Annotated in this window: 19 protein-coding genes; all 19 read left to right on the forward strand. The window is 33.7% G+C overall.

Annotated features, from left to right (window positions below; translation table 11 throughout):
- Nucleotides 1–4 precede the first annotated feature (4 nt).
- The 19 genes from sal (at nt 5) to pxpA (ending at nt 20,274) form a co-directional block, all read left to right on the forward strand.
- On the forward strand, nt 5–1,636 hold the full coding sequence (gene sal / locus ACP3TL_RS03675; RefSeq protein ID WP_285325687.1) for a Sal family ABC-F type ribosomal protection protein: 1,632 nt from the start codon (nt 5–7) through the stop codon (nt 1,634–1,636).
- 60 nt (nt 1,637–1,696) lie between these two features.
- On the forward strand, nt 1,697–2,839 hold the full coding sequence (locus ACP3TL_RS03680; protein ID WP_046465490.1) for a cysteine desulfurase family protein: 1,143 nt from the start codon (nt 1,697–1,699) through the stop codon (nt 2,837–2,839).
- Nucleotides 2,840–3,952 carry a tRNA 2-thiouridine(34) synthase MnmA gene (gene mnmA / locus ACP3TL_RS03685; RefSeq protein ID WP_046465489.1) on the forward strand — a complete coding sequence of 371 codons (1,113 nt, stop codon included), beginning with the start codon at nt 2,840–2,842 and terminating at the stop codon, nt 3,950–3,952.
- 124 nt (nt 3,953–4,076) lie between these two features.
- Nucleotides 4,077–4,742: a tetratricopeptide repeat protein gene (locus ACP3TL_RS03690; protein ID WP_046465488.1), complete on the forward strand. Its 666-nt coding sequence runs from the start codon at nt 4,077–4,079 to the stop codon at nt 4,740–4,742.
- A gap of 3 nt (nt 4,743–4,745) precedes the next feature.
- Nucleotides 4,746–7,142: an SF1B family DNA helicase RecD2 gene (gene recD2, locus ACP3TL_RS03695; RefSeq protein ID WP_046465487.1), complete on the forward strand. Its 2,397-nt coding sequence runs from the start codon at nt 4,746–4,748 to the stop codon at nt 7,140–7,142.
- A 353-nt stretch (nt 7,143–7,495) separates the two neighbouring features.
- Nucleotides 7,496–10,126 (forward strand): alanine--tRNA ligase, encoded by a 2,631-nt coding sequence (gene alaS, locus ACP3TL_RS03700; protein ID WP_046465486.1) that lies wholly within the window; start codon nt 7,496–7,498, stop codon nt 10,124–10,126.
- Between the two features lie 68 nt (nt 10,127–10,194).
- Complete coding sequence (locus ACP3TL_RS03705) at nt 10,195–10,455, forward strand: IreB family regulatory phosphoprotein (RefSeq protein WP_046465485.1); 261 nt, start codon at nt 10,195–10,197, stop codon at nt 10,453–10,455.
- Nucleotides 10,456–10,458: 3 nt separating this feature from the next.
- Nucleotides 10,459–10,887: a Holliday junction resolvase RuvX gene (ruvX, locus tag ACP3TL_RS03710; protein WP_002507439.1), complete on the forward strand. Its 429-nt coding sequence runs from the start codon at nt 10,459–10,461 to the stop codon at nt 10,885–10,887.
- Between the two features lie 16 nt (nt 10,888–10,903).
- Nucleotides 10,904–11,236, forward strand: coding sequence for a DUF1292 domain-containing protein (locus tag ACP3TL_RS03715; RefSeq protein WP_046465484.1), 333 nt, complete (start codon nt 10,904–10,906; stop codon nt 11,234–11,236).
- 448 nt (nt 11,237–11,684) lie between these two features.
- Complete coding sequence (locus ACP3TL_RS03720; protein ID WP_046465483.1) at nt 11,685–12,326, forward strand: O-methyltransferase; 642 nt, start codon at nt 11,685–11,687, stop codon at nt 12,324–12,326.
- On the forward strand, nt 12,323–13,246 hold the full coding sequence (locus tag ACP3TL_RS03725) for a peptidase U32 family protein (RefSeq protein WP_046465482.1): 924 nt from the start codon (nt 12,323–12,325) through the stop codon (nt 13,244–13,246). Before ACP3TL_RS03720 ends, ACP3TL_RS03725 begins: the two co-directional genes overlap by 4 nt.
- 13 nt (nt 13,247–13,259) lie before the next feature.
- Entirely contained in the window at nt 13,260–14,528 is a 1,269-nt protein-coding gene (locus tag ACP3TL_RS03730; protein ID WP_046465481.1) for a peptidase U32 family protein, read from the forward strand.
- Complete coding sequence (udk, locus tag ACP3TL_RS03735) at nt 14,528–15,151, forward strand: uridine kinase (RefSeq protein WP_046465480.1); 624 nt, start codon at nt 14,528–14,530, stop codon at nt 15,149–15,151. The genes ACP3TL_RS03730 and udk overlap by 1 nt, the downstream gene beginning before the upstream one ends.
- A 27-nt stretch (nt 15,152–15,178) precedes the next feature.
- Nucleotides 15,179–15,655 carry a transcription elongation factor GreA gene (greA, locus tag ACP3TL_RS03740; RefSeq protein ID WP_046465479.1) on the forward strand — a complete coding sequence of 159 codons (477 nt, stop codon included), beginning with the start codon at nt 15,179–15,181 and terminating at the stop codon, nt 15,653–15,655.
- Between the two features lie 296 nt (nt 15,656–15,951).
- Nucleotides 15,952–16,674, forward strand: a complete 723-nt coding sequence (gene pxpB, locus ACP3TL_RS03745) for a 5-oxoprolinase subunit PxpB (protein ID WP_080947907.1) — start codon at nt 15,952–15,954, stop codon at nt 16,672–16,674.
- A 1-nt stretch (nt 16,675) separates the two neighbouring features.
- Nucleotides 16,676–17,686: a 5-oxoprolinase subunit C family protein gene (locus ACP3TL_RS03750; RefSeq protein WP_046465478.1), complete on the forward strand. Its 1,011-nt coding sequence runs from the start codon at nt 16,676–16,678 to the stop codon at nt 17,684–17,686.
- Nucleotides 17,683–18,135 carry an acetyl-CoA carboxylase biotin carboxyl carrier protein gene (locus tag ACP3TL_RS03755; protein WP_046465477.1) on the forward strand — a complete coding sequence of 151 codons (453 nt, stop codon included), beginning with the start codon at nt 17,683–17,685 and terminating at the stop codon, nt 18,133–18,135. The genes ACP3TL_RS03750 and ACP3TL_RS03755 overlap by 4 nt, the downstream gene beginning before the upstream one ends.
- A gap of 22 nt (nt 18,136–18,157) precedes the next feature.
- Nucleotides 18,158–19,516, forward strand: coding sequence for an acetyl-CoA carboxylase biotin carboxylase subunit (locus ACP3TL_RS03760; RefSeq protein WP_046465476.1), 1,359 nt, complete (start codon nt 18,158–18,160; stop codon nt 19,514–19,516).
- Entirely contained in the window at nt 19,516–20,274 is a 759-nt protein-coding gene (gene pxpA, locus ACP3TL_RS03765) for a 5-oxoprolinase subunit PxpA (RefSeq protein ID WP_046465475.1), read from the forward strand. The genes ACP3TL_RS03760 and pxpA overlap by 1 nt, the downstream gene beginning before the upstream one ends.
- The last annotated feature ends 1 nt before the right edge of the window (nt 20,275 follow it).

Raw genomic sequence — 20,275 nt, forward strand, 5'->3', positions numbered from 1 at the left:
TGATATGTCTTTTTATTATGTTCAAAAACCATTTGAAAAATATGGTAAAACGCTGATAAATCACGTGAATATGAGTGTTGAAACAGGAGAACACATAGCTTTCGTGGGTGATAATGGTGTTGGAAAAACAACCTTACTAAATGAACTATACTTAAAGTATAGAGACAATGCGTATCTTATGAAACAAGATATGACAGATTATTATTATGAAACTGGAATGGAATTCATTTTATCTTTATTTCCAGAAATATTAAAATTAAAAAAAGAAATACCTTATAATTATGAAAAAATAGCTGATTTCATAGCATATAATGGCTATGAATTAGAACAAAAAATTATAACACAAGCGAATTTATTTAATTTAAGCGAAACTGATTTAGACAAGGAAATCAACCTTTTAAGCGGAGGTCAACAAACACGCGTCGCATTATTACGTTCAATTATTTCAGAAAAAGATTTAATCCTATTAGATGAACCAACTAATCATCTTGATCAAACGATACTAAATGATTTAATAACTCACATGAATAAATCAAAACGTACAATCATTTATGTATCGCATCACCGTGGATTTATCAATGCAAATGCTAGTCATATCATAGAGATAAATCGAACGCAGACAAGGAAATTTACGGGTAATTATAACCAGTACAAAGAAATTATAGATTTAGAGTTTCAAACACAAGTGAATGCTTATGAAAAACAGCAGAAAGAAGTTAAGCAGCTTGAGGATACTATCAAGAGAGTTAAAGAATGGCATGCTGCTTCTAAGCAAACAACAAGTGTTCGCGATCCATCTGAGCAAAAGCGATTAAGTAAATTAGCGCAAAAATCAAAAGTAAAAGCATCACAATTAAATCAAAAATTAAACGAAAATAAACTAGAAGAACCTGAAAAAGATGGCAGAAGGTTTTATTTTGACCAACATGAAAACATGCGCAAACGCTACTTATTAAGGCTAGAAAATTTCAGTATTTCAATAAATAACCTTTGTATTTATGATCAAGCGAATTTCGAAATTAAGAATAATGAAAACATTTTGCTTACAGGACGCAATGGTAGTGGGAAATCACTATTAATCAGCTTGATTAGACAAACATTAAAACCTGATCAAGGTCATATTTATATTACACCTTCACTCAAAATAGGTTATTTTGACCAACAAAATGATAATTTAACATACTGTGAGACCCCTTTAAATACTTTGTTAGATTTAGAAGGTATGACACTTAGTCACGCTCAAACGATTTTAGCTTCATTTGGTTTTGACCAAGATAAAATTAAGGAACCCATTACTTATTTATCAATGGGAGAAAAAAGCAGGCTACAGTTTGTATTATTATTTTTCTCGAGACCCAATTTATTGATATTAGATGAACCGACAAACTATTTTGATATCGCAACACAGGACTTGATTATGGACATGATTCATAGTTTCACTGGTCAAGTGCTTATCGTCACACATGACCAGTACTTACAATCACGATTTACAGCAACACATTGGGAAGTATCCAATAAACAACTTCATAATTTAACGCTTACTCAATATCGCAGGTCAAATACAGACGATACATTGAAATTAATAGATGATTACAAAACAATTGATGAAAGTGGACATTTTGAAACAGACAACTAGAAAATTTAATTAGATGGTGCTATCATTGGAACATTGATAAAATTGTTAGGAGTGTCAAACATGGAAGTATATGCAGATTATGCTGCAACAACACCAGTCAAACAAGCAGTTATAGATAAGATGATGGATGTTTATAGCGTTCATTATGGTAATCCCTCTTCTATTCATAGTATGGGAAGAGATGCAAGAAAATATCTCGATGAGTCGCGTAGAACTGTAGCGAAGATATTTAATGCTAAGCCAAGTGAAGTTATATTTACAAGTGGCGCTACTGAATCTAATAATACTGCAATAAAGGGTATTGCGTACGAACATCAACATAAAGGTAAACACATCATCACATCTAAAATTGAACATCACTCTGTACTCCATGTATTTGAACAACTTGAAAAAGAAGGCTTTGAAGTCACTTATTTAGATGTGGATCACGAAGGCTTAATACAACTAGACCAATTAAAAGCAGCACTTACGGATGAAACAATTTTAGTGTCAATCATGTTTGTTAATAACGAAATTGGCACAGTCGAACCTATGTATGACATTGACGACATCATCGCTGAATCTAACGCTTTGTTTCATGTTGATGCAGTTCAAGCAATAGGCCATCTTGAAATAGATTTTCATGAATTCAACATAGATGTGATGAGTATTACTGCACATAAATTTGGAGGCCCTAAAGGTGTGGGCGCGTTATTAGTCAAAGATGAAACAATATTGCAATTCCCACAATTAGGCGGAGAACAAGAAGCAAAACGAAGAGCAGGTACAGAAAATCTTCCACAAATTGTAGGATTAGCTGAGGCTTTGGCTTTAGCCAATAACCATATAAACGATAATAACGTTCATTTAATGAATTTGAAAAACCAATTTCTCGTGACATTACAAGAGCGATCGGTTCCATTTGAATTGAATGGTTCTATGACAGATTCAACAGGACATATCGTTAATTTATATTTGCCTTTCGTTGATGTAGAAACGATGCTTACCTTATTGGATTTATCTAATATATATGTCTCGTCAGGCTCTGCATGTACAGCAGGAACAACAACACCATCGCACGTATTAATAGCAATGTATGGCAATGAAGAACGCGCAAAACACTCTGTAAGATTTAGCTTTAATGAACAAACGACTGAACAAGAAATTAAATATATAACTGCAGAAATACACAAAATTTATCACAAATTTAAGGAGGAAATATAGTTGTCAAATCAAGATACACGTGTGGTAGTCGGTATGTCAGGTGGCGTAGACAGTTCTGTAACGGCACACATATTAAAAGAACAAGGTTACGATGTCATAGGCATTTTTATGAAAAACTGGGATGATACTGATGAGAGTGGGTTTTGTACGGCTACAGAAGATTATAACGATGTAATCGCCGTATGTAATCAAATTGGGATACCTTATTATGCTGTTAATTTCGAACAAGAATATTGGGATAAAGTTTTTACTTATTTCCTAGATGAATATAAAAAAGGGCGCACGCCTAATCCAGATGTAATGTGTAATAAAGAAATTAAATTTAAAGCATTCTTAGAACATGCATTAAAATTAGGTGCAGATTATGTTGCAACAGGTCATTACGCTCGCATACTACGCCATGAAGATGGTCATGTTGAAATGTTACGTGGTGTCGATAATAACAAAGACCAAACTTATTTCTTAAATCAATTATCGCAAGATCAATTATCTCGCGTTATGTTCCCAATAGGTGATATTGAGAAGAAAGAAGTACGTCGTATTGCTGAAGAACAAGATTTAGCTACTGCGAAAAAGAAAGATTCTACAGGTATTTGTTTTATAGGAGAACGTAATTTCAAAGAATTTCTATCACAATATCTACCAGCTCAATCTGGTGATATGGTTACATTAGCAGGGGATAAAATTGGTACACACGCAGGACTAATGTACTATACAATTGGTCAACGTCACGGTCTTGGTATTGGCGGAGATGGAGATCCATGGTTTGTAGTAGGTAAAAATCTAGACGACAACGTGTTATATGTAGAACAAGGTTTTCATCATGAGGCACTATACAGTGACTATTTAATCGCTTCTGACATTTCATTTGTGAATACGGTTGATTTAGAAGAAGGCTTTGAATGTACTGCTAAATTTAGATATCGCCAAAAAGATACTAAAGTATTTGTTAAAAAAGAAAATGACAATGCAATTCGCGTTTCATTTGCTGAACCAGTTCGTGCAATCACACCGGGTCAATCTGTCGTACTTTACGATGGTGATGTATGTTTAGGTGGCGCTACAATTGATGATGTATTCAAAGAATCAGGTCAGTTAAGTTACGTCGTTTAATACATTTTACTTAGAAATCGTTAGTAAGCTATATATTATAGTAACTAACGATTTCTTTTTCTAAAATATGATTTAAAAAAGATGAGCAAATGTTATAATGAATAGTCAGAAATGAGGGTTTAAATTGGATCAAGAACAAATATATAAATTAATTAAACAAGGTAATATTGAAGAAGCATTAACAGCATTATTTGCAAATATTGAAGAAAATCCTAAAGAAGTTGAAAATTACATAAATGCGGGTATTCTAATCGCTGAAGCGGGTGAAGTTGAAAAGGCTGAAAAGTTTTTTCAAAAAGCAATAACACTCGACCCAGAGAATGGTGCGATTTATTATAATTTAGGTAATGTATATTATAATGAAGGACGTTTTAGTGAAGCAATCAAACTATATCAGCAAGCGCTAAAATACAAAGTAGATTTAGTGGATACGAATTATATGATTGGTATGTCATTTAATCAACTAGAGGCATTTAAAGAGGCATTACCGTTCCTAATGACTGCTGCTGAAAAAGATGACCGTAAAGACGTGGAAGTTCAATTTCAATATGGTCTTGTATTATGTCATTTAGAAATGTTTGAACAAGCAATGACTCAATTGAACCATGTATTAACTTTAGATGAAAAGCATTCAGATGCTTTATATAATCTAGGCTTAGCTACTTATATGCAAACTGAAGATACAACACAAGCAATTCAAATTTTTGAACGTGCAGTAGAGGCTAATCCAGAACACGTGATGAGCCAACACGCAATTAAAACTTTTAAATCTATAGCAGAGGAGGAATAACTAATGGAAGACCCTACATTATTTAATAATTCAATGATTAAAGGAACCGTAGATGCCATTTTATTTCAAAATAAAGAAAACTTTTATACGGTTTTAAAGGTAGATACAATTGAAACAAATGAAGATTTCGATTCAATGCCTACAATTGTAGGGTTTTTTCCGGAAATTGCTGAAGGTGATGTCTATACGTTTAAAGGTCAAGTTGTAACACATTCTAAATATGGTAAGCAACTCAAAGCTGAAACGTTTGAAAAAGAATTACCACAAACAAAAGAAGCAATCATTAGTTATTTATCCAGTGACCTTTTTAAAGGTATTGGTAAGAAAACGGCGCAAAGCATTGTAAATAAGTTAGGCGAGAATGCCATAAGCGATATACTCAATGACCCTGCCGTTTTAGAAAAAGTACCGAGTCTACCGAAAAAGAAACAAAAGCAAATTGCAGAACAAATCGCCAGTAATCAAGAAACAGAACAAATCATTATACGCCTTCACGATTTAGGTTTTGGTCCGAAGCTCGCTATGGCAATATACCAAGCCTATTTAGGTGAGACACTTAAAGTTGTTGAAAATACACCTTACCAATTGGTTTATGATGTAAAAGGAATCGGTTTTAATAAAGCAGATACTTTAGCGCGCAACGTGGGTATTCAATTTAATGATGATGAACGTTTAAAAGCGGGTTTGTTATATGTTTTAGAAGAAGAATGTATAAAACAAGGTCATACATATTTACCTACAAATAATGTTCTGGAAATGACACAAGATATGTTGTCTCAACCACCAGCAGAAATGATTGATGCACAACAACTTATCAATGTATTGCAAGATTTAGTAAATGATACGAAATTAATCCAACAAGAAAATGAAGTTGCTATACCAAGTTTGTATTATTCAGAGTTGAAAAGCGTTCAAAACTTATATCGCAATTTTACGCATACAAATAAATTAAAAGAAATTGAGCAATCAGAATTATTACTTGAAATTGGTGAAATAGAGAACCGTAATGAAGTAACATATGCCGACTCACAAAGAGACGCGCTGCAAACTGCAATCAATACTAAAATCATGCTACTCACTGGGGGTCCAGGTACTGGTAAAACGACAGTAATCAAAGGTATCGTAGAGTTATATGCAGAAATCCATGGATTATCGTTAGACTATGATGATTACCAGAATGACGATTACCCAGTTGTGCTTGCCGCACCTACCGGCAGGGCATCGAAGCGGCTTGCAGAATCTACAGGCTTAGAAGCAATGACGATACATCGCCTAATTGGTTGGAATCAAGATACACAACCTGAAGACATATTAGAAAATGAAATATCTGCAAAACTTATTATTATTGATGAGATGTCGATGGTTGATACATGGCTATTCCATCAATTTTTGAGTGCAGTACCTATAGATGCACAAGTTATATTAGTAGGTGATGAAGATCAATTACCATCTGTTGGTCCTGGACAAGTGTTTAAAGATTTAATCGATTCAAAAGTCATTCCTCGTGTTAATTTAACTGAAGTATACCGACAACAAGACGGTTCTAGCATTATTGAGTTGGCACATAGAATGAAATTGGACGAAGCAATTGATATCACACAGCGTTTCCATGATCGTAACTTTATCAAATGTACGACTGAACAAATACCCATAGTAGTTGAAAAAGTAGTGACAAGTGCAGTAAATAAAGGATATGACATGAGTGATATTCAGGTGTTAGCACCTATGTATAAAGGTTCCGCAGGTATTAAAAAACTTAATACAGTCTTGCAAGATATATTGAACCCTAAAGACAAAGATACTCGAGAAATTGAGTTTGGTGATGTTGTTTTTAGAAAAGGTGATAAGGTTTTACAACTTGTGAACCGACCAAGTGATAATATTTTCAATGGTGATATCGGTGTAATCGTAGGTATATTTTGGGCGAAAGAAAATGCATTAAATAAAGACATACTTGTCGTTGATTTTGATGGCAATGAAATAACGTTTGTTCGAAAAGATTTATTAGAATTAACACACGCATATTGCACATCTATTCATAAGTCTCAGGGTTCTGAATTTCCTATAGTCATTATGCCAATGGTCAAACAATATTTTAGAATGTTACAAAAACCTATTTTATACACAGGGCTTACCCGAGCTAAGCAGTCGCTTATATTTTTAGGTGACCCACAAGCATTTGATATTGGATTGAAAACACACGGTCAAGTGAGAATGACACAATTATGCACATTTCTGAAAACTTATTTCAACAACGAAGTAACTGAAGATACTGAAGATAGTATTGCAATCAGTAAAACAATTGATGCAGACATCATTTTGACTGAAGATAATATCTTTAAAATCAACCCTATGATCAACATGGGAGACATTTCACCATACGACTTTGTAGAAGATTGACATTAGTAACGAAAGTAAATACAATATAATTAACTTAGCATAAAGGTGAGTAGACTGTGTTAGACAACAAGAGATGTACTGTTTGGTGGAAAGTACAGATAATACAGTTGAACGCTGCTTTATGTCAGTATAAATATTAACTAATTAAGTGATAAGTGTGAGTTAGTAAATTTTAAGAATAACTATCGTCTGATATGTAAATCTTTAAAGTTTAGATAGAAATAGATTTACTAATGCTTATAACCAGGGTGGTACCGCGAAACGTTCGTCCCTTTTATGAGGATGGGCGTTTTTTATTTTCAATTTTTTCTTATAACTGTTATAACTTGATTTGAGATGGAGGAATTTTAAGGATGAAAAACTTAAAAGCTAGTGAAATTAGACAAAGTTTTATTGATTATTTCGTTGAACAGGGACACATGGTTGAACCTTCAGCGCCGTTAGTGCCTATTGATGATGATTCTTTACTATGGATTAACTCTGGTGTTGCTACATTGAAAAAATATTTTGATGGTAGAGAAACACCGAGAAAACCTCGTATAGTGAATTCACAAAAAGCAATTCGTACTAATGACATTGAAAACGTAGGCTTTACTGCACGACACCATACGTTCTTTGAAATGTTAGGAAACTTCTCAATTGGTGATTATTTTAAAAAAGAAGCAATCCAATTTGCATGGGAATTTTTAACAAGTGAGAAATGGATGGCAATGGATCCGAAATTACTTTATGTCACAGTTCATCCTGAAGATGTGGAAGCATATAGAATCTGGAATGAAGAAATGGGATTAGAAGAAAGTAGAATCATCCGTATTGAAGGTAATTTCTGGGATATAGGTGAAGGTCCATCTGGTCCCAACACTGAAATATTCTATGATCGTGGCGATCAATTTGGTCATGATGATCCTGAAGAAGAAATGTATCCTGGTGGAGAAAATGAACGCTTTTTAGAAGTGTGGAATCTAGTGTTTAGCGAGTTTAATCATAATAAAGATCACACTTATACACCATTACCAAATCAAAACATTGATACTGGCATGGGTCTAGAAAGAATGGCTTCTATCGCCCAAAATGTACGTACAAATTATGAAACTGATTTATTTATGCCTATTATTCATGAAGTTGAAGCAGTTTCTGGCAAAAAGTACTTAGAAAAAGATGCCTATGATGTTGCCTTTAAAGTGATTTCTGATCATATACGTACAATTGCATTCGCAATTGCTGACGGTGCATTACCTGCTAATGAAGGCAGAGGTTATGTATTGCGTAGATTGTTACGCCGTGCTGTAAGATTCAGTCAATCTCTAGAAATTAATGAACCATTTATGTACCAGTTGGTTGATATTGTTGCGGATATTATGGAACCTTATTATCCAAACGTAAAAGAAAAATCAGATTTTATTAAACGTGTTATTAAATCTGAGGAAGAACGTTTCCACGAAACTTTAGAAGAAGGACTTGCGATATTAAATAATTTAGTTGCAAAAGCTAAAGATTCAACTCAGGAAATCAATGGTAAAGATGCGTTTAAATTATATGATACTTATGGCTTCCCAGTTGAATTAACTGAAGAGATCGCAACACAAGAAAACCTTTCTGTTGATATGCAGACTTTTGAAATTGAAATGGAACAACAAAGAAATAGAGCAAGACAAGCACGTCAAAGTTCTCAATCTATGCAGGTTCAAAGTGAAGTATTAAAAAAAATAACTACTGAAAGTCAGTTTGTAGGTTATGACATCATGGATAAAGCAACAACGATTACTGATATTATCTATAACGGAGAATTAGTAGATACAGTTGAAGCTGGAGAAACAATTCATTTTGTATTAAGTGAAACACCTTTCTACGCTGTAAGTGGTGGACAAGTTGCAGACCAAGGTATAATCAGTAACGAACAATTTGAAATTGCCGTGACTGAAGTAACGAAAGCACCAAACGGGCAGAACTTACATACAGGTGAAGTTCAGTTTGGAACAGTTAGAAAAGATGCTGAAGTTTCTGCAAGCGTGAATCACGAAGACCGCCGTGCAATCAAGAAAAACCACAGTGCCACGCACTTATTACATGCTGCTTTAAAAGAAGTGTTAGGCGATCATGTTAATCAAGCTGGCTCATTGGTTGAAGCAGACCGTTTAAGATTTGATTTCTCACATTTCGGTCCTATGAGTCAAGCAGAAATTGATCGTGTTGAACAACGTGTTAACGAAGAAATTTGGAATAGCATCGATGTTAATATCCAAGAAATGCCAATTGATGAGGCTAAGCAAATAGGTGCTATGGCACTATTTGGTGAAAAATATGGTGATGTAGTAAGAGTTGTAAACATGGCACCATACTCTATTGAATTATGTGGTGGTATCCATGTGAATAATACTTCTGAAATTGGATTGTTTAAAATTGTTAGTGAATCAGGTACAGGTGCAGGCGTGCGTCGTATCGAAGCATTTACAAGTAAATCAGCATTTCTATATTTAGAATCTGTACAAGAGAAATTTAATGCTGTTAAGACTCAAGTTAAAGTTAAAACAGATGAGCAAGTGTTAGAAAAAATAGTGCAAATGCAATCTGATGAAAAAGAACTTACAAAACAATTAGAGCAAAAAAACAAAGAAGTTACAGCCTTGAAAATGGGTGATATCACTAACCAAGTTGAAGATATAAATGGCTTGAAAGTTTTAGCAACAGAAGTTGAAGTTGCAAATGCCAAAGCAATTCGTGAAACGATGGATGACTTTAAATCGAAATTACAAGATACAGTAATCGTATTAGTAAGTAACGTGGATGGAAAAGTATCATTAGTTGCCACTGTACCAAAAGAATTAACTGCTAAAGTGAAAGCAGGAGATATTATTAAAAACATGGCACCTATTGTAGGTGGAAAAGGCGGAGGCCGTCCTGACATGGCTCAGGGTGGAGGTACTCAACCTGAAAATATCACAGAATCATTACGTTTCATTAAAGATTACATTAAATCTCTATAACTTCAGTGCATAGTAATGTAGAATGTAAATAAGAACTTTTTTACTTGATACGAAGGAGTGCTAAAAGAATGGAAAATTTTGATAAAACAATGAAGTTTAATTACGATGAAATTCCAAAAGAAGATGTCAAAACAGTATTGCAAAATGTCTATAATACGTTGGAAGAAAGAGGATACAATCCTGTAAATCAAATCGTAGGTTATTTACTATCAGGTGATCCAGCTTATATACCTCGTAATAACGAGGCTAGAAACCAAATACGCCGCATAGATCGTGACGATATTATGGAAGAACTTGTTTCGAATTATTTACAAGAGAATTCAAAATAATATATGTTAAAGCATAAAATATTAGGTTTAGACGTTGGAAGTAAGACTGTAGGCATTGCAGTAAGTGATTTAATGGGTTGGACAGCCCAAGGATTAGACACACTCCGTATAGACGAAGAAAACAATGAACTAGGTATTGAACAATTAGTAAAAATTATAAAAAAAGAGAATGTTGGCTCTGTTGTTATAGGTTTACCGAAAAACATGAACAATTCTATTGGATTTCGAGGCGAGGCTTCGTTACAATACAAGGAGCAACTTCAAGAAGCACTGCCATCTGTAGAGATAATTATGTGGGATGAACGATTAAGTACCATGGCTGCAGAACGTTCTTTACTGGAAGCAGATGTTTCTAGACAGAAACGAAAAAAAGTAATAGACAAAATGGCGGCAGTTTTTATATTGCAAGGCTATTTAGACTCTATTCAATAAAAAGGAGCGTTTAATAATGACAGAACATAATAAAGATGCAGAATTAGAAATCAACAACGAAGAGGAATTATTAACACTATACGATGAAGAAGGTAATGAAGTTTTATACCGTAAAGTTTTAGAATTTTTCCACCCAGAATTCAAGAAAGAATATGTTATTCTTGCTGAAGAAGGCGCTGAATCTGATGATGAAGATTTAGTTGAATTAGTACCAATGATCAATGAACCAGACGAAAATGGTGAAGGTGGTAAATTCTTACCAGTTGAAACAGATGAAGAATGGGACATGATTGAAGAAGTAGTTAATACTGAAATGGATGATCATGACCACGATCACGACCACGAATAAAATCACTGTAGAGGCCACATATAGCCTCTTATAGCGACGAATAAATAACTAAAGGATGATTTCACTAGAAATCATCCTTTCTTGCTGTCAACAAACGTGTGAGGTTTTGTTGGCAGTTTTTTATATTGTTGGCATAAGTGCCTGTTCAGCTCATATTTTAAACAAAGGTTTCCGTTTTGGAAAACAACTATATAAAGCTCAGCACAGCTTTGAAACACAATTTACACTTATATTTTATGCTAGTTTATGGTAAAATATATAAAGTTAATTTCAATCGTACGTTATGTATATTGATGATATATCTAAATATCAATAATTGAACGCGTACCCTTATAAAAAGCGAGTTACCAATTACTTTTATTACAGACAATCAGTCAATTTATTCTGACTGATTTATTTTATTATTTAAACAAAAAAGTATCATTTTACAACAAAGGAAGTTATGAAAATGGATAATAATCAGTTATATTTGTTAAATTTGCATAAGCAAACTGATAAAAATATTGAATCATTAAGAACCTATGCAGAGGAAAATCAAGTGCCCATCGTTGATAAGCTCACTTTAGAAATGATAAAACAAATTATTAGATTACATAAACCTATTAATATTTTAGAAATTGGAACTGCAATTGGTTATAGCGCAATGCAATTTGCTTCTATTTCTGAAAAAATTAATGTGACTACAATTGAACGTAATATAGAAATGCAAGATAAAGCGAAAGAAAATATTGAATTATTTCAATATTATAACCAAATCAGATTAATTGAAGGCGATGCATTAGAGCAAGTTGAAAATGTGAGTGATCGCAGCTATGATATGATATTTATTGATGCAGCGAAGGCACAATCTAAAAAGTTTTTTGAACTTTATACGCCTTTATTAAAAGTAGGGGGCGTCGTTGTTACTGACAATGTACTTTATCACGGCTTTGTATCTGATATCTCTGTCGTTCGTAATAGAAATGTCCGACAAATGGTAAAGAAAGTACAAGATTACAATGAATGGCTAATGAATCACACAGATTATACTACTAATTTTTTAAACATGGATGATGGTTTGGCAATTTCAATTAAAGGGGAATCAAAATGACAGAATTATTAGTAACACCAAAATCTGTTGAACATATTGAAATATTAATTGAAAAAGGTGCTGATGCTTTTGTAATTGGCGAACAAAAATTCGGCTTAAGGCTCGCAGGTGAATTTAATAAAGATGACATGATAAAAGCTGTGGATTTAATACACAGTCAAGGTAAAAAAGCTTATGCTGCAGTTAATGGCATTTTTCATAATTATCATCTGAACGCATTGGCGTCTTATATTAATTTTTTGCATGAAATTAAAGTAGACCGTATTATATTTGGTGACCCAGCAGTGGTTATGTTTGTAAAACAGCAAGCCCATCCAATTCCATTAAATTGGGATGCTGAAGCACTAGTTACCAATTACTTTCAATGTAATTATTGGGGTAAAAAAGGTGCACAACGTGCTCAATTAGCTAGAGAACTTAGTTTAGAAGAGATTATTAACATTAAAGAAAACGCTGATGTTGAGATTGAAGTTCAAGTGCATGGTATGACTTGCATGTTCCAATCTAAACGAATGCTATTAGGTAATTATTATACATTTCAAGAACGACAAATGAAAATTGAAAGAAATAAAGAAGCAAATGAATTATTATTATACGATGAAGAACGTGATAATAAATATCCCGTGTATGAGGATTATAATGGCACACATATCATGTCACCTAATGATATATGTCTAATTGAAGAGCTAGAACCACTTTTAGCAGCAGGTATAGATGCATTGAAAATAGATGGTGTATTACAGTCAGAAACGTATATTAACGTATGTACAGAACAATATAGAGAAGCCATTGATTTATATAATGAAGATCCTGAAGTTTATGAAGATGAAAAATTTATGCTTGTCGATCCAATTGAAGCTATACAACCAGAACATCGTCCGTTTGACGAAGGCTTTTTATTTAAACAAACAGTATATTGATGGAGGTTTAACAGTGAAAGTTTTAGAAGAAGTTAAATTACATAATAAACCTAAAATGAATAAACCTGAACTTCTGGCACCCGCTGGTAATTTAGAAAAATTAAAAATTGCAGTACACTATGGGGCAGATGCTGTGTTCCTCGGTGGACAAGAATACGGTTTAAGATCAAATGCAGATAATTTTACAATGGATGAAATTAAAGAAGGCGTTGAATTTGCTCAACGCTATGGTGCTAAAATTTATGTCACTACAAATATCATTGCGCATGACGAAAATATAGATGGATTAGATGATTATTTGCGTGATTTAGCCTTAACTGGTGCAAGAGGCATTATCGTTGCTGACCCTCTGATTATTGAAACATGTAAACGAGTGGCACCTAAATTAGAGATACATTTATCTACACAGCAATCTCTTTCAAATTATAAAGCCGTTGAATTTTGGAAAGAAGAAGGCTTAGATCGAGTGGTATTAGCTCGTGAAACTGGAGCAATGGAAATGAAAGAGATGAAAGAAAAAGTAGATATTGAAATTGAGTCTTTTATACATGGTGCGATGTGTATTGCTTATTCAGGAAGATGTACTTTAAGCAATCATATGACAGCGCGCGATTCCAATAGAGGTGGCTGTTGTCAAAGTTGTCGTTGGGATTATGACTTGTTACATATAGATCAAGACGGCGATTTAGATTTATTCTATGGCGATGATGAAGTTGCGCCATTTGCAATGAGTCCTAAAGATTTAAAACTAATCGAAGCTATACCAAAAATGATGGATATTGGTGTTGATTCTTTAAAAATTGAAGGACGTATGAAATCTATTCACTATATTGCAACAGTTGTTTCTGTGTATCGCAAAGTCATCGATGCTTATGCGGAGGATCCAGAACATTTTAAAATCAAGCCAGAATGGTTAATCGAATTAGATAAATGTGCCAATAGAGATACGGCTTCAGCGTTTATTGAAGGTACGCCAGGTTATGAAGAACAAATGTTTGGGCAACAAAATAAAAAGAATGCTTCATTTGACTTCTGTGGTTTAGTATTAGATTATGATAGTTCTACCCATATAGCTACAGTGCAACAACGTAATAAATTTGAACCTGGACAAGAAATCGAATTTTTTGGCCCTGAAATTGAAACATTTAGACAAGTTGTGGATACAATTTATGATGAAGAAGGTAATGAACTTGATGCTGCACGCCACCCATTGCAAATCGTGCAAATCAAAGTCGATCATCCAATTTATGCCAACAACATGATGAGAAAGGAAATTGGATAATGAATAGTACGACAATTATAGGAATTGCAGGCGGTTCTGGATCAGGGAAAACATCAGTAACAAATGAAATTATGAAGAATTTAGAAGGTCATAGTGTTGCACTATTGGCTCAAGACTATTATTATAAAGACCAATCGCATTTAACTTTTGATGAACGCTTGGAAACCAATTATGACCATCCATTTGCATTTGATAATGATTTGTTAATCGAGAATTTAAATGATTTGAGAAATGGGAAAAAAATTGAAGTTCCAACGTATGATTATTCAAATCATACGAGAAGTGATAAAACGATTGCATTTGAGCCAAAAGATGTTATTATCGTGGAAGGTATATTTGCGCTTGAAAACAAAACATTAAGAGATTTAATGGATGTCAAAATTTATGTTGATACTGATGCTGATTTGCGTATCTTAAGACGGTTACTTCGAGATACTGAAGAAAGAGGCCGTACTATGGATTCTGTTATAAATCAGTATTTAAATGTGGTGCGACCAATGCATAATCAATTTATAGAACCTACTAAAAGATATGCAGATATTATTATTCCAGAAGGTGGCAGTAATAAAGTAGCAATCGATATAATGACGACAAAGATTCAAACTTTAGTAAGTAAACAATAGTATGTATATGTAAAGGAAGATGACATAATGGAAAATCAAAAACAATATCCAATGACTCAAGAGGGTTTTGAGAAACTAGAACATGAGTTAGAAGAATTAAAAACAGTTAAACGACCAGAAGTCGTTGAAAAAATTAAGGTAGCACGTTCTTTTGGTGACTTATCTGAGAACTCAGAGTACGATGCTGCAAAAGACGAACAAGGATTTATCGAACAAGATATTCAACGTGTAGAACATATGTTACGTAATGCACAGATTATCGAAGATACTGGTGATAACAATGAAGTTAAAATTGGTAAAACAGTAACAATTGTAGAATTACCAGGTGAAGAAGAAGAAGAATACCAAATTGTTGGTTCGGCTGAATCTGATGCATTCAATGGTAAAATTTCTAATGAATCGCCAATGGCTAAAAGTTTAATTGGTAAAAAATTAGAAGATGAAGTACGTGTGCCGTTACCAAATGGTGGCGAAATAAACGTTATTATTAAAAATATTAAATAAAATTAATCCCCCTAAATATCTTCAAGGATGTTTAGGGGGATTTTACACTATGCAAAAGTATTTATATACTTGATGGTAACATTTTGTTAACTTAATGATAAGAATGAAATTTTAGAATAATATTGCTATTTTATTTACTAATATACTTTGTTTAATAAACGTTTAGTTATTATTAGTAATAACTTTTTCTATTAAACACAATTTTAAAATAAATGTTATACTATCAATAGCATGTGCGCAATATAGTTTATCTTCAGATAAACTATATTGTAAATGTAATAAAGGGGGCATAATCTTTGAATTATAAATTAATTAATGAACAAACGATTATGATTTATTTTGAAGAACGTATTGATCCTGATACGTTTCAAAAGGTACAACGCGTTGAACAATATATTAAAGCACAAAACAATCCAGCTATTATTGAAGTAGTTGCTTCGTATCGTGCAATTATGTTAACTATTGATATCAGTAAAAGTGATTTAACCCATATAATTAAAGCGCTTAATTTAAATCAAATGGAGATAACAAAATTTAATGATACAGCTACACCAACACAAACGATTAATATACCAGTGTTATATGGTGGAAGTTATGGACAAGATATTCAAGAGGTAGCATCACATAACAATTTAACTACTAAAGAGGTTATACGAATACATACTGAAAATGCTTATTTAATTTATATGCTAGGTTTTATGCCTGGTTTTCCTTTTTTAGGAGGATTAGATACACAATTACATACGCCAAGACGGCAAGAACCAAGGACAAGCATTCATGCAGGCTCTGTAGGTATTGCTAATAATCAAACAGGACTATATCCAAAACAATCGCCTGGTGGTTGGCAAATTATAGGACGCACGCCAATTAAAGTGTTTGATATTCATAGAGAACCTATGTGTTTATATGGCGCAGGAGACTATATAAAATTTTATGCTATTGAAGAAGAAACATACCATCGTATATTAGATGAACAACAACATGACGATTTTGATATAGAAAAGTGGGTGAAAATTTAATATGTCTATAAAAATTTTGAATCCTGGACTATTTAGCACAATACAAGATCAAGGTAGAATTGGTTATCAAAACCAAGGATTTTCAAATGCAGGCGTGTTAGATCAATATGCATATAGATTAGGTCAAACACTTATTGGAAATGAGGGGCCTGCAATTGAATGCACAATCATTGGGCCAACACTTCAATTTTTAGAAGATAATTCTTTTATTATCACTGGTGCACAATTTAATGCCAAGATAAATGATAAAGTGATTGATGTTCAAACAGTAACTTCAGTAAAAAAAGGCGATATATTGGAACTAGGTGCCGTAGTTAATGGTGCGAGAGGTTATATTTTGTTAGGTAAACCCCTGGAGGTTCCAATTGTAGCTGGTAGTTATGCTACTCATACACGTAGTCATATCGGAGGATATAAAGGACGCGCCTTAAAACGAGACGATGTAATTTTGTGTAAACAAGATGATACATACCATTCTAAAGTAGGCTACAGTTTAGAATTAAATACTGAACCATTTAATAAAGATACAATTCAAATTATCGAAGGACCACAAATAAATCGTTTCACTCAAGATGCGCAAGATAAATTAACAACAGTTGATTTTAAAATTTCTGAAAAATCAGACCGCATGGGATATCGCTTACAAGGTGAGATAATTTCACCAACAGATTCAGCGGATATCATTTCTGAACCAGTAGCTTTAGGTAGCATTCAAGTTCCAAACGATGGCAATCCAATTATTTTATTGAATGATAAACAAACAGTTGGTGGTTATACAAAAATTGCTACTGTATGTGCTTCAGATTTACATATTTTAGCACAGAAACAACCAGGGGACGTGCTACATTTTGAATGGACAACGATTGAAGCAGCAACAAAAAAATTAAAACAACAAGAATTAGATTTCAAGAAAGTATTAGAAAATACAATCGATACACCTATTTATAATACGGCTCAATTCAGACCAACGGCTTCACGTATCAAAAAATTACTAAAAGGGGAATTAAAATGAATCTTGAAAAAATCGAGCAATTAATAAAATTAGTAAAAGAAAATGAAGTTAAGAAATTTGAATACAAAGATAGTAAAAGTGAAATAGCGATAGATTTTAATGATAATAAAGTGCATTCATTTTCTTCCGATAATAGTTCACAAACTGTAGCAAACCAAGCGTTCAATCAAAATCAAAGTGTAGCAGACGGTCAAGCAGAGGACCATGACAACTTTAAGGAAGTTAAATCACCAATGGTAGGTACGTTCTTCCAACAAGATGAAAAAGAGCTTACTGAGCCCATCATTCATGTTGGTGATGAAATAAATAAAGGTGATACGATTGGTTTTATTGAAGCGATGAAAGTAATGAATGAAGTGAAAAGTGACGTAGATGGTGTAGTGAAGGAAATCGTAGTAGAACATGGTGCGAATGTCGAATATAATCAGACGATTATTAAAATAAAATAAGTGAAAGAAAGGGGCGTTTGCTGTGTATCGTTGTTTAATAGCAAACAGAGGAGAGATAGCTGTTAGAATTATCCGAGCATGTAGAGAGATGGATATTGAAACAGTAGCTATATATGCATTAGGGGATGAAACGAGTTTACATGTGAGTTTAGCAGATCAAGCTATTTGTATAGGTGAAGCAAATCCACTAGAGAGTTATTTGAATCAAGACAGAATTATTAGCGCCGCCAAAATCAGTGGTGCTACTGCAATACATCCAGGCTATGGCTTTTTATCAGAGAGTACTTCTTTTGCACAAAAAGTAGAAGAAAATAATATTGATTTCATTGGTCCAACACAATTGACGATGGAAATGATGGGTGATAAAATCACTGCACGTCAAACGGTTGATGATGCGGGTGTGCCAATTATTCCAGGTTCTACGAATGCTGTGGAGTCAATTGAAGAAGTGAAACAAATATCAAAAGATGTTGGCTTCCCCCTAGTTTTAAAAGCAGCTAGCGGTGGCGGTGGTAAAGGCATTAGAATTGTTAAAACAGTTGAAGAATTGCCTAAAGCTTTTAAAGAGGCCAAGAGTGAAGGCGAGAAGTATTTTGGTGATGATCGTATTTATGTTGAATCGTTCATTCCTGTAGCGAAGCATGTAGAAGTTCAAGTCATTGGTGATGGTAAGAATAATTACATACATTTAGGAGAAAGAGATTGTTCTGTACAAAGAAAAAACCAAAAATTAATTGAAGAATCACCATGTGCAGCAATATCAGAAGAAACTAGAAATGCAATGTGTACTGATGCTGTCAAAGTAGCAAAGGCTTCAAATTATAGAAGTGCAGGTACAATCGAATTTTTAGTAACAGACGAAGCATATTATTTCATTGAAATGAATGCGCGTATTCAAGTAGAACATACTGTGACTGAAATGAGAGCGAATAGGGATTTACTACAAGCTCAACTATACTTGATGATAAATGGCAAATTGCCTTTCACACAGGAAGATATAGTTTTTGATGGACATGTAATCGAAGCACGAATTAATGCAGAGAACCCAGAACGACAATTCCAGCCTTCACCAGGCAAAGTAGAAGCATTACACTTACCACAAGGATTTAACGTACGTGTAGATAGCTTACTTTATCAAGGTTATACTGTCTCTCCTTACTATGATTCTTTAGTAGCAAAAGTGATTGTCAAAGCACCCGACAGACAACGTGCAATTAATAAATTAAAAGTCACTTTAGATGAAATGGTGATAGACGGTTTTACAACAACTGCTGACTTTTTATACGCAGTATTATCTTATCCATTGTATGCAGATGGAGATGCAAAAGAAGTAGATATAAAATTTTTAGATAGGCACCAAATTATCAAGGGGGTATCTTAATGCAAGTAGACTTAAATTGTGATCTCGGTGAAGCATTCGGTAATTACTCATTTGGAGGGGATGAACATATCATCCCACTTATTACTTCAGCAAATATTGCTTGTGGTTTCCATGCCGGGGACCAACATGTAATGAATGAAACGATAAAATTAGCCAAAGCACATGATGTAGGCATCGGTGCTCATCCAGGACTACCAGACTTACAAGGATTTGGACGTAGAAATATGGATTTATCACCAAGTGAAATTTATGATGTTGTTGTTTATCAAATTGGTGCGTTAAGTGGATTTTGTAAAATTCATAACGTGAAGATTAATCACGTAAAACCGCATGGCGCCCTTTATCAAATGGGAGCTAGAAACAAAGATATAGCGCGTGCAATTGCACAAGCAGTATTTGATATTGACAACACCCTAATATATGTGGGATTATCTAACACGTCATTAATTTCTGAAGCTAAATCAGTTGGTTTAACAACAGCCTCAGAAGTCTTTGCAGATAGACGATACGAAGATGATGGCCAACTCGTAAGTAGAAAAGAACACGATGCATTAATTACGGATACAAATGAAGCAATTGAGCAAGTAGTTAACATGGTGAAATCACAAACCGTTGTCGCAAAAAGCCAAAAGACCATCAGCATAGAGGCTGATACAATTTGTGTGCATGGAGATGGTGCACATGCTCTCGAGTTTGTAACACAAATTAGAGAAAGATTAACGAAAGAAGGCGTTTCTATAAAAAGTCTAGGGGGCTAAC

The sequence above is a fragment of the Staphylococcus caseorum genome (genome assembly GCF_049943195.1).
Taxonomy (GTDB): domain Bacteria; phylum Bacillota; class Bacilli; order Staphylococcales; family Staphylococcaceae; genus Staphylococcus; species Staphylococcus equorum_A.

Coding starts and splice junctions, on each gene's coding strand:
- sal (WP_285325687.1), top strand. CDS start 5: ATGTCTTTTTATTATGTTCAAAAACCATTTGAAAAATATGGTAAAACG.
- ACP3TL_RS03680 (WP_046465490.1), top strand. CDS start 1,697: ATGGAAGTATATGCAGATTATGCTGCAACAACACCAGTCAAACAAGCA.
- recD2 (WP_046465487.1), top strand. CDS start 4,746: ATGGAAGACCCTACATTATTTAATAATTCAATGATTAAAGGAACCGTA.
- alaS (WP_046465486.1), top strand. CDS start 7,496: ATGAAAAACTTAAAAGCTAGTGAAATTAGACAAAGTTTTATTGATTAT.
- ACP3TL_RS03705 (WP_046465485.1), top strand. CDS start 10,195: ATGGAAAATTTTGATAAAACAATGAAGTTTAATTACGATGAAATTCCA.
- ruvX (WP_002507439.1), top strand. CDS start 10,459: ATGTTAAAGCATAAAATATTAGGTTTAGACGTTGGAAGTAAGACTGTA.
- ACP3TL_RS03715 (WP_046465484.1), top strand. CDS start 10,904: ATGACAGAACATAATAAAGATGCAGAATTAGAAATCAACAACGAAGAG.
- ACP3TL_RS03720 (WP_046465483.1), top strand. CDS start 11,685: ATGGATAATAATCAGTTATATTTGTTAAATTTGCATAAGCAAACTGAT.
- ACP3TL_RS03725 (WP_046465482.1), top strand. CDS start 12,323: ATGACAGAATTATTAGTAACACCAAAATCTGTTGAACATATTGAAATA.
- udk (WP_046465480.1), top strand. CDS start 14,528: ATGAATAGTACGACAATTATAGGAATTGCAGGCGGTTCTGGATCAGGG.
- greA (WP_046465479.1), top strand. CDS start 15,179: ATGGAAAATCAAAAACAATATCCAATGACTCAAGAGGGTTTTGAGAAA.
- ACP3TL_RS03750 (WP_046465478.1), top strand. CDS start 16,676: ATGTCTATAAAAATTTTGAATCCTGGACTATTTAGCACAATACAAGAT.
- ACP3TL_RS03755 (WP_046465477.1), top strand. CDS start 17,683: ATGAATCTTGAAAAAATCGAGCAATTAATAAAATTAGTAAAAGAAAAT.
- pxpA (WP_046465475.1), top strand. CDS start 19,516: ATGCAAGTAGACTTAAATTGTGATCTCGGTGAAGCATTCGGTAATTAC.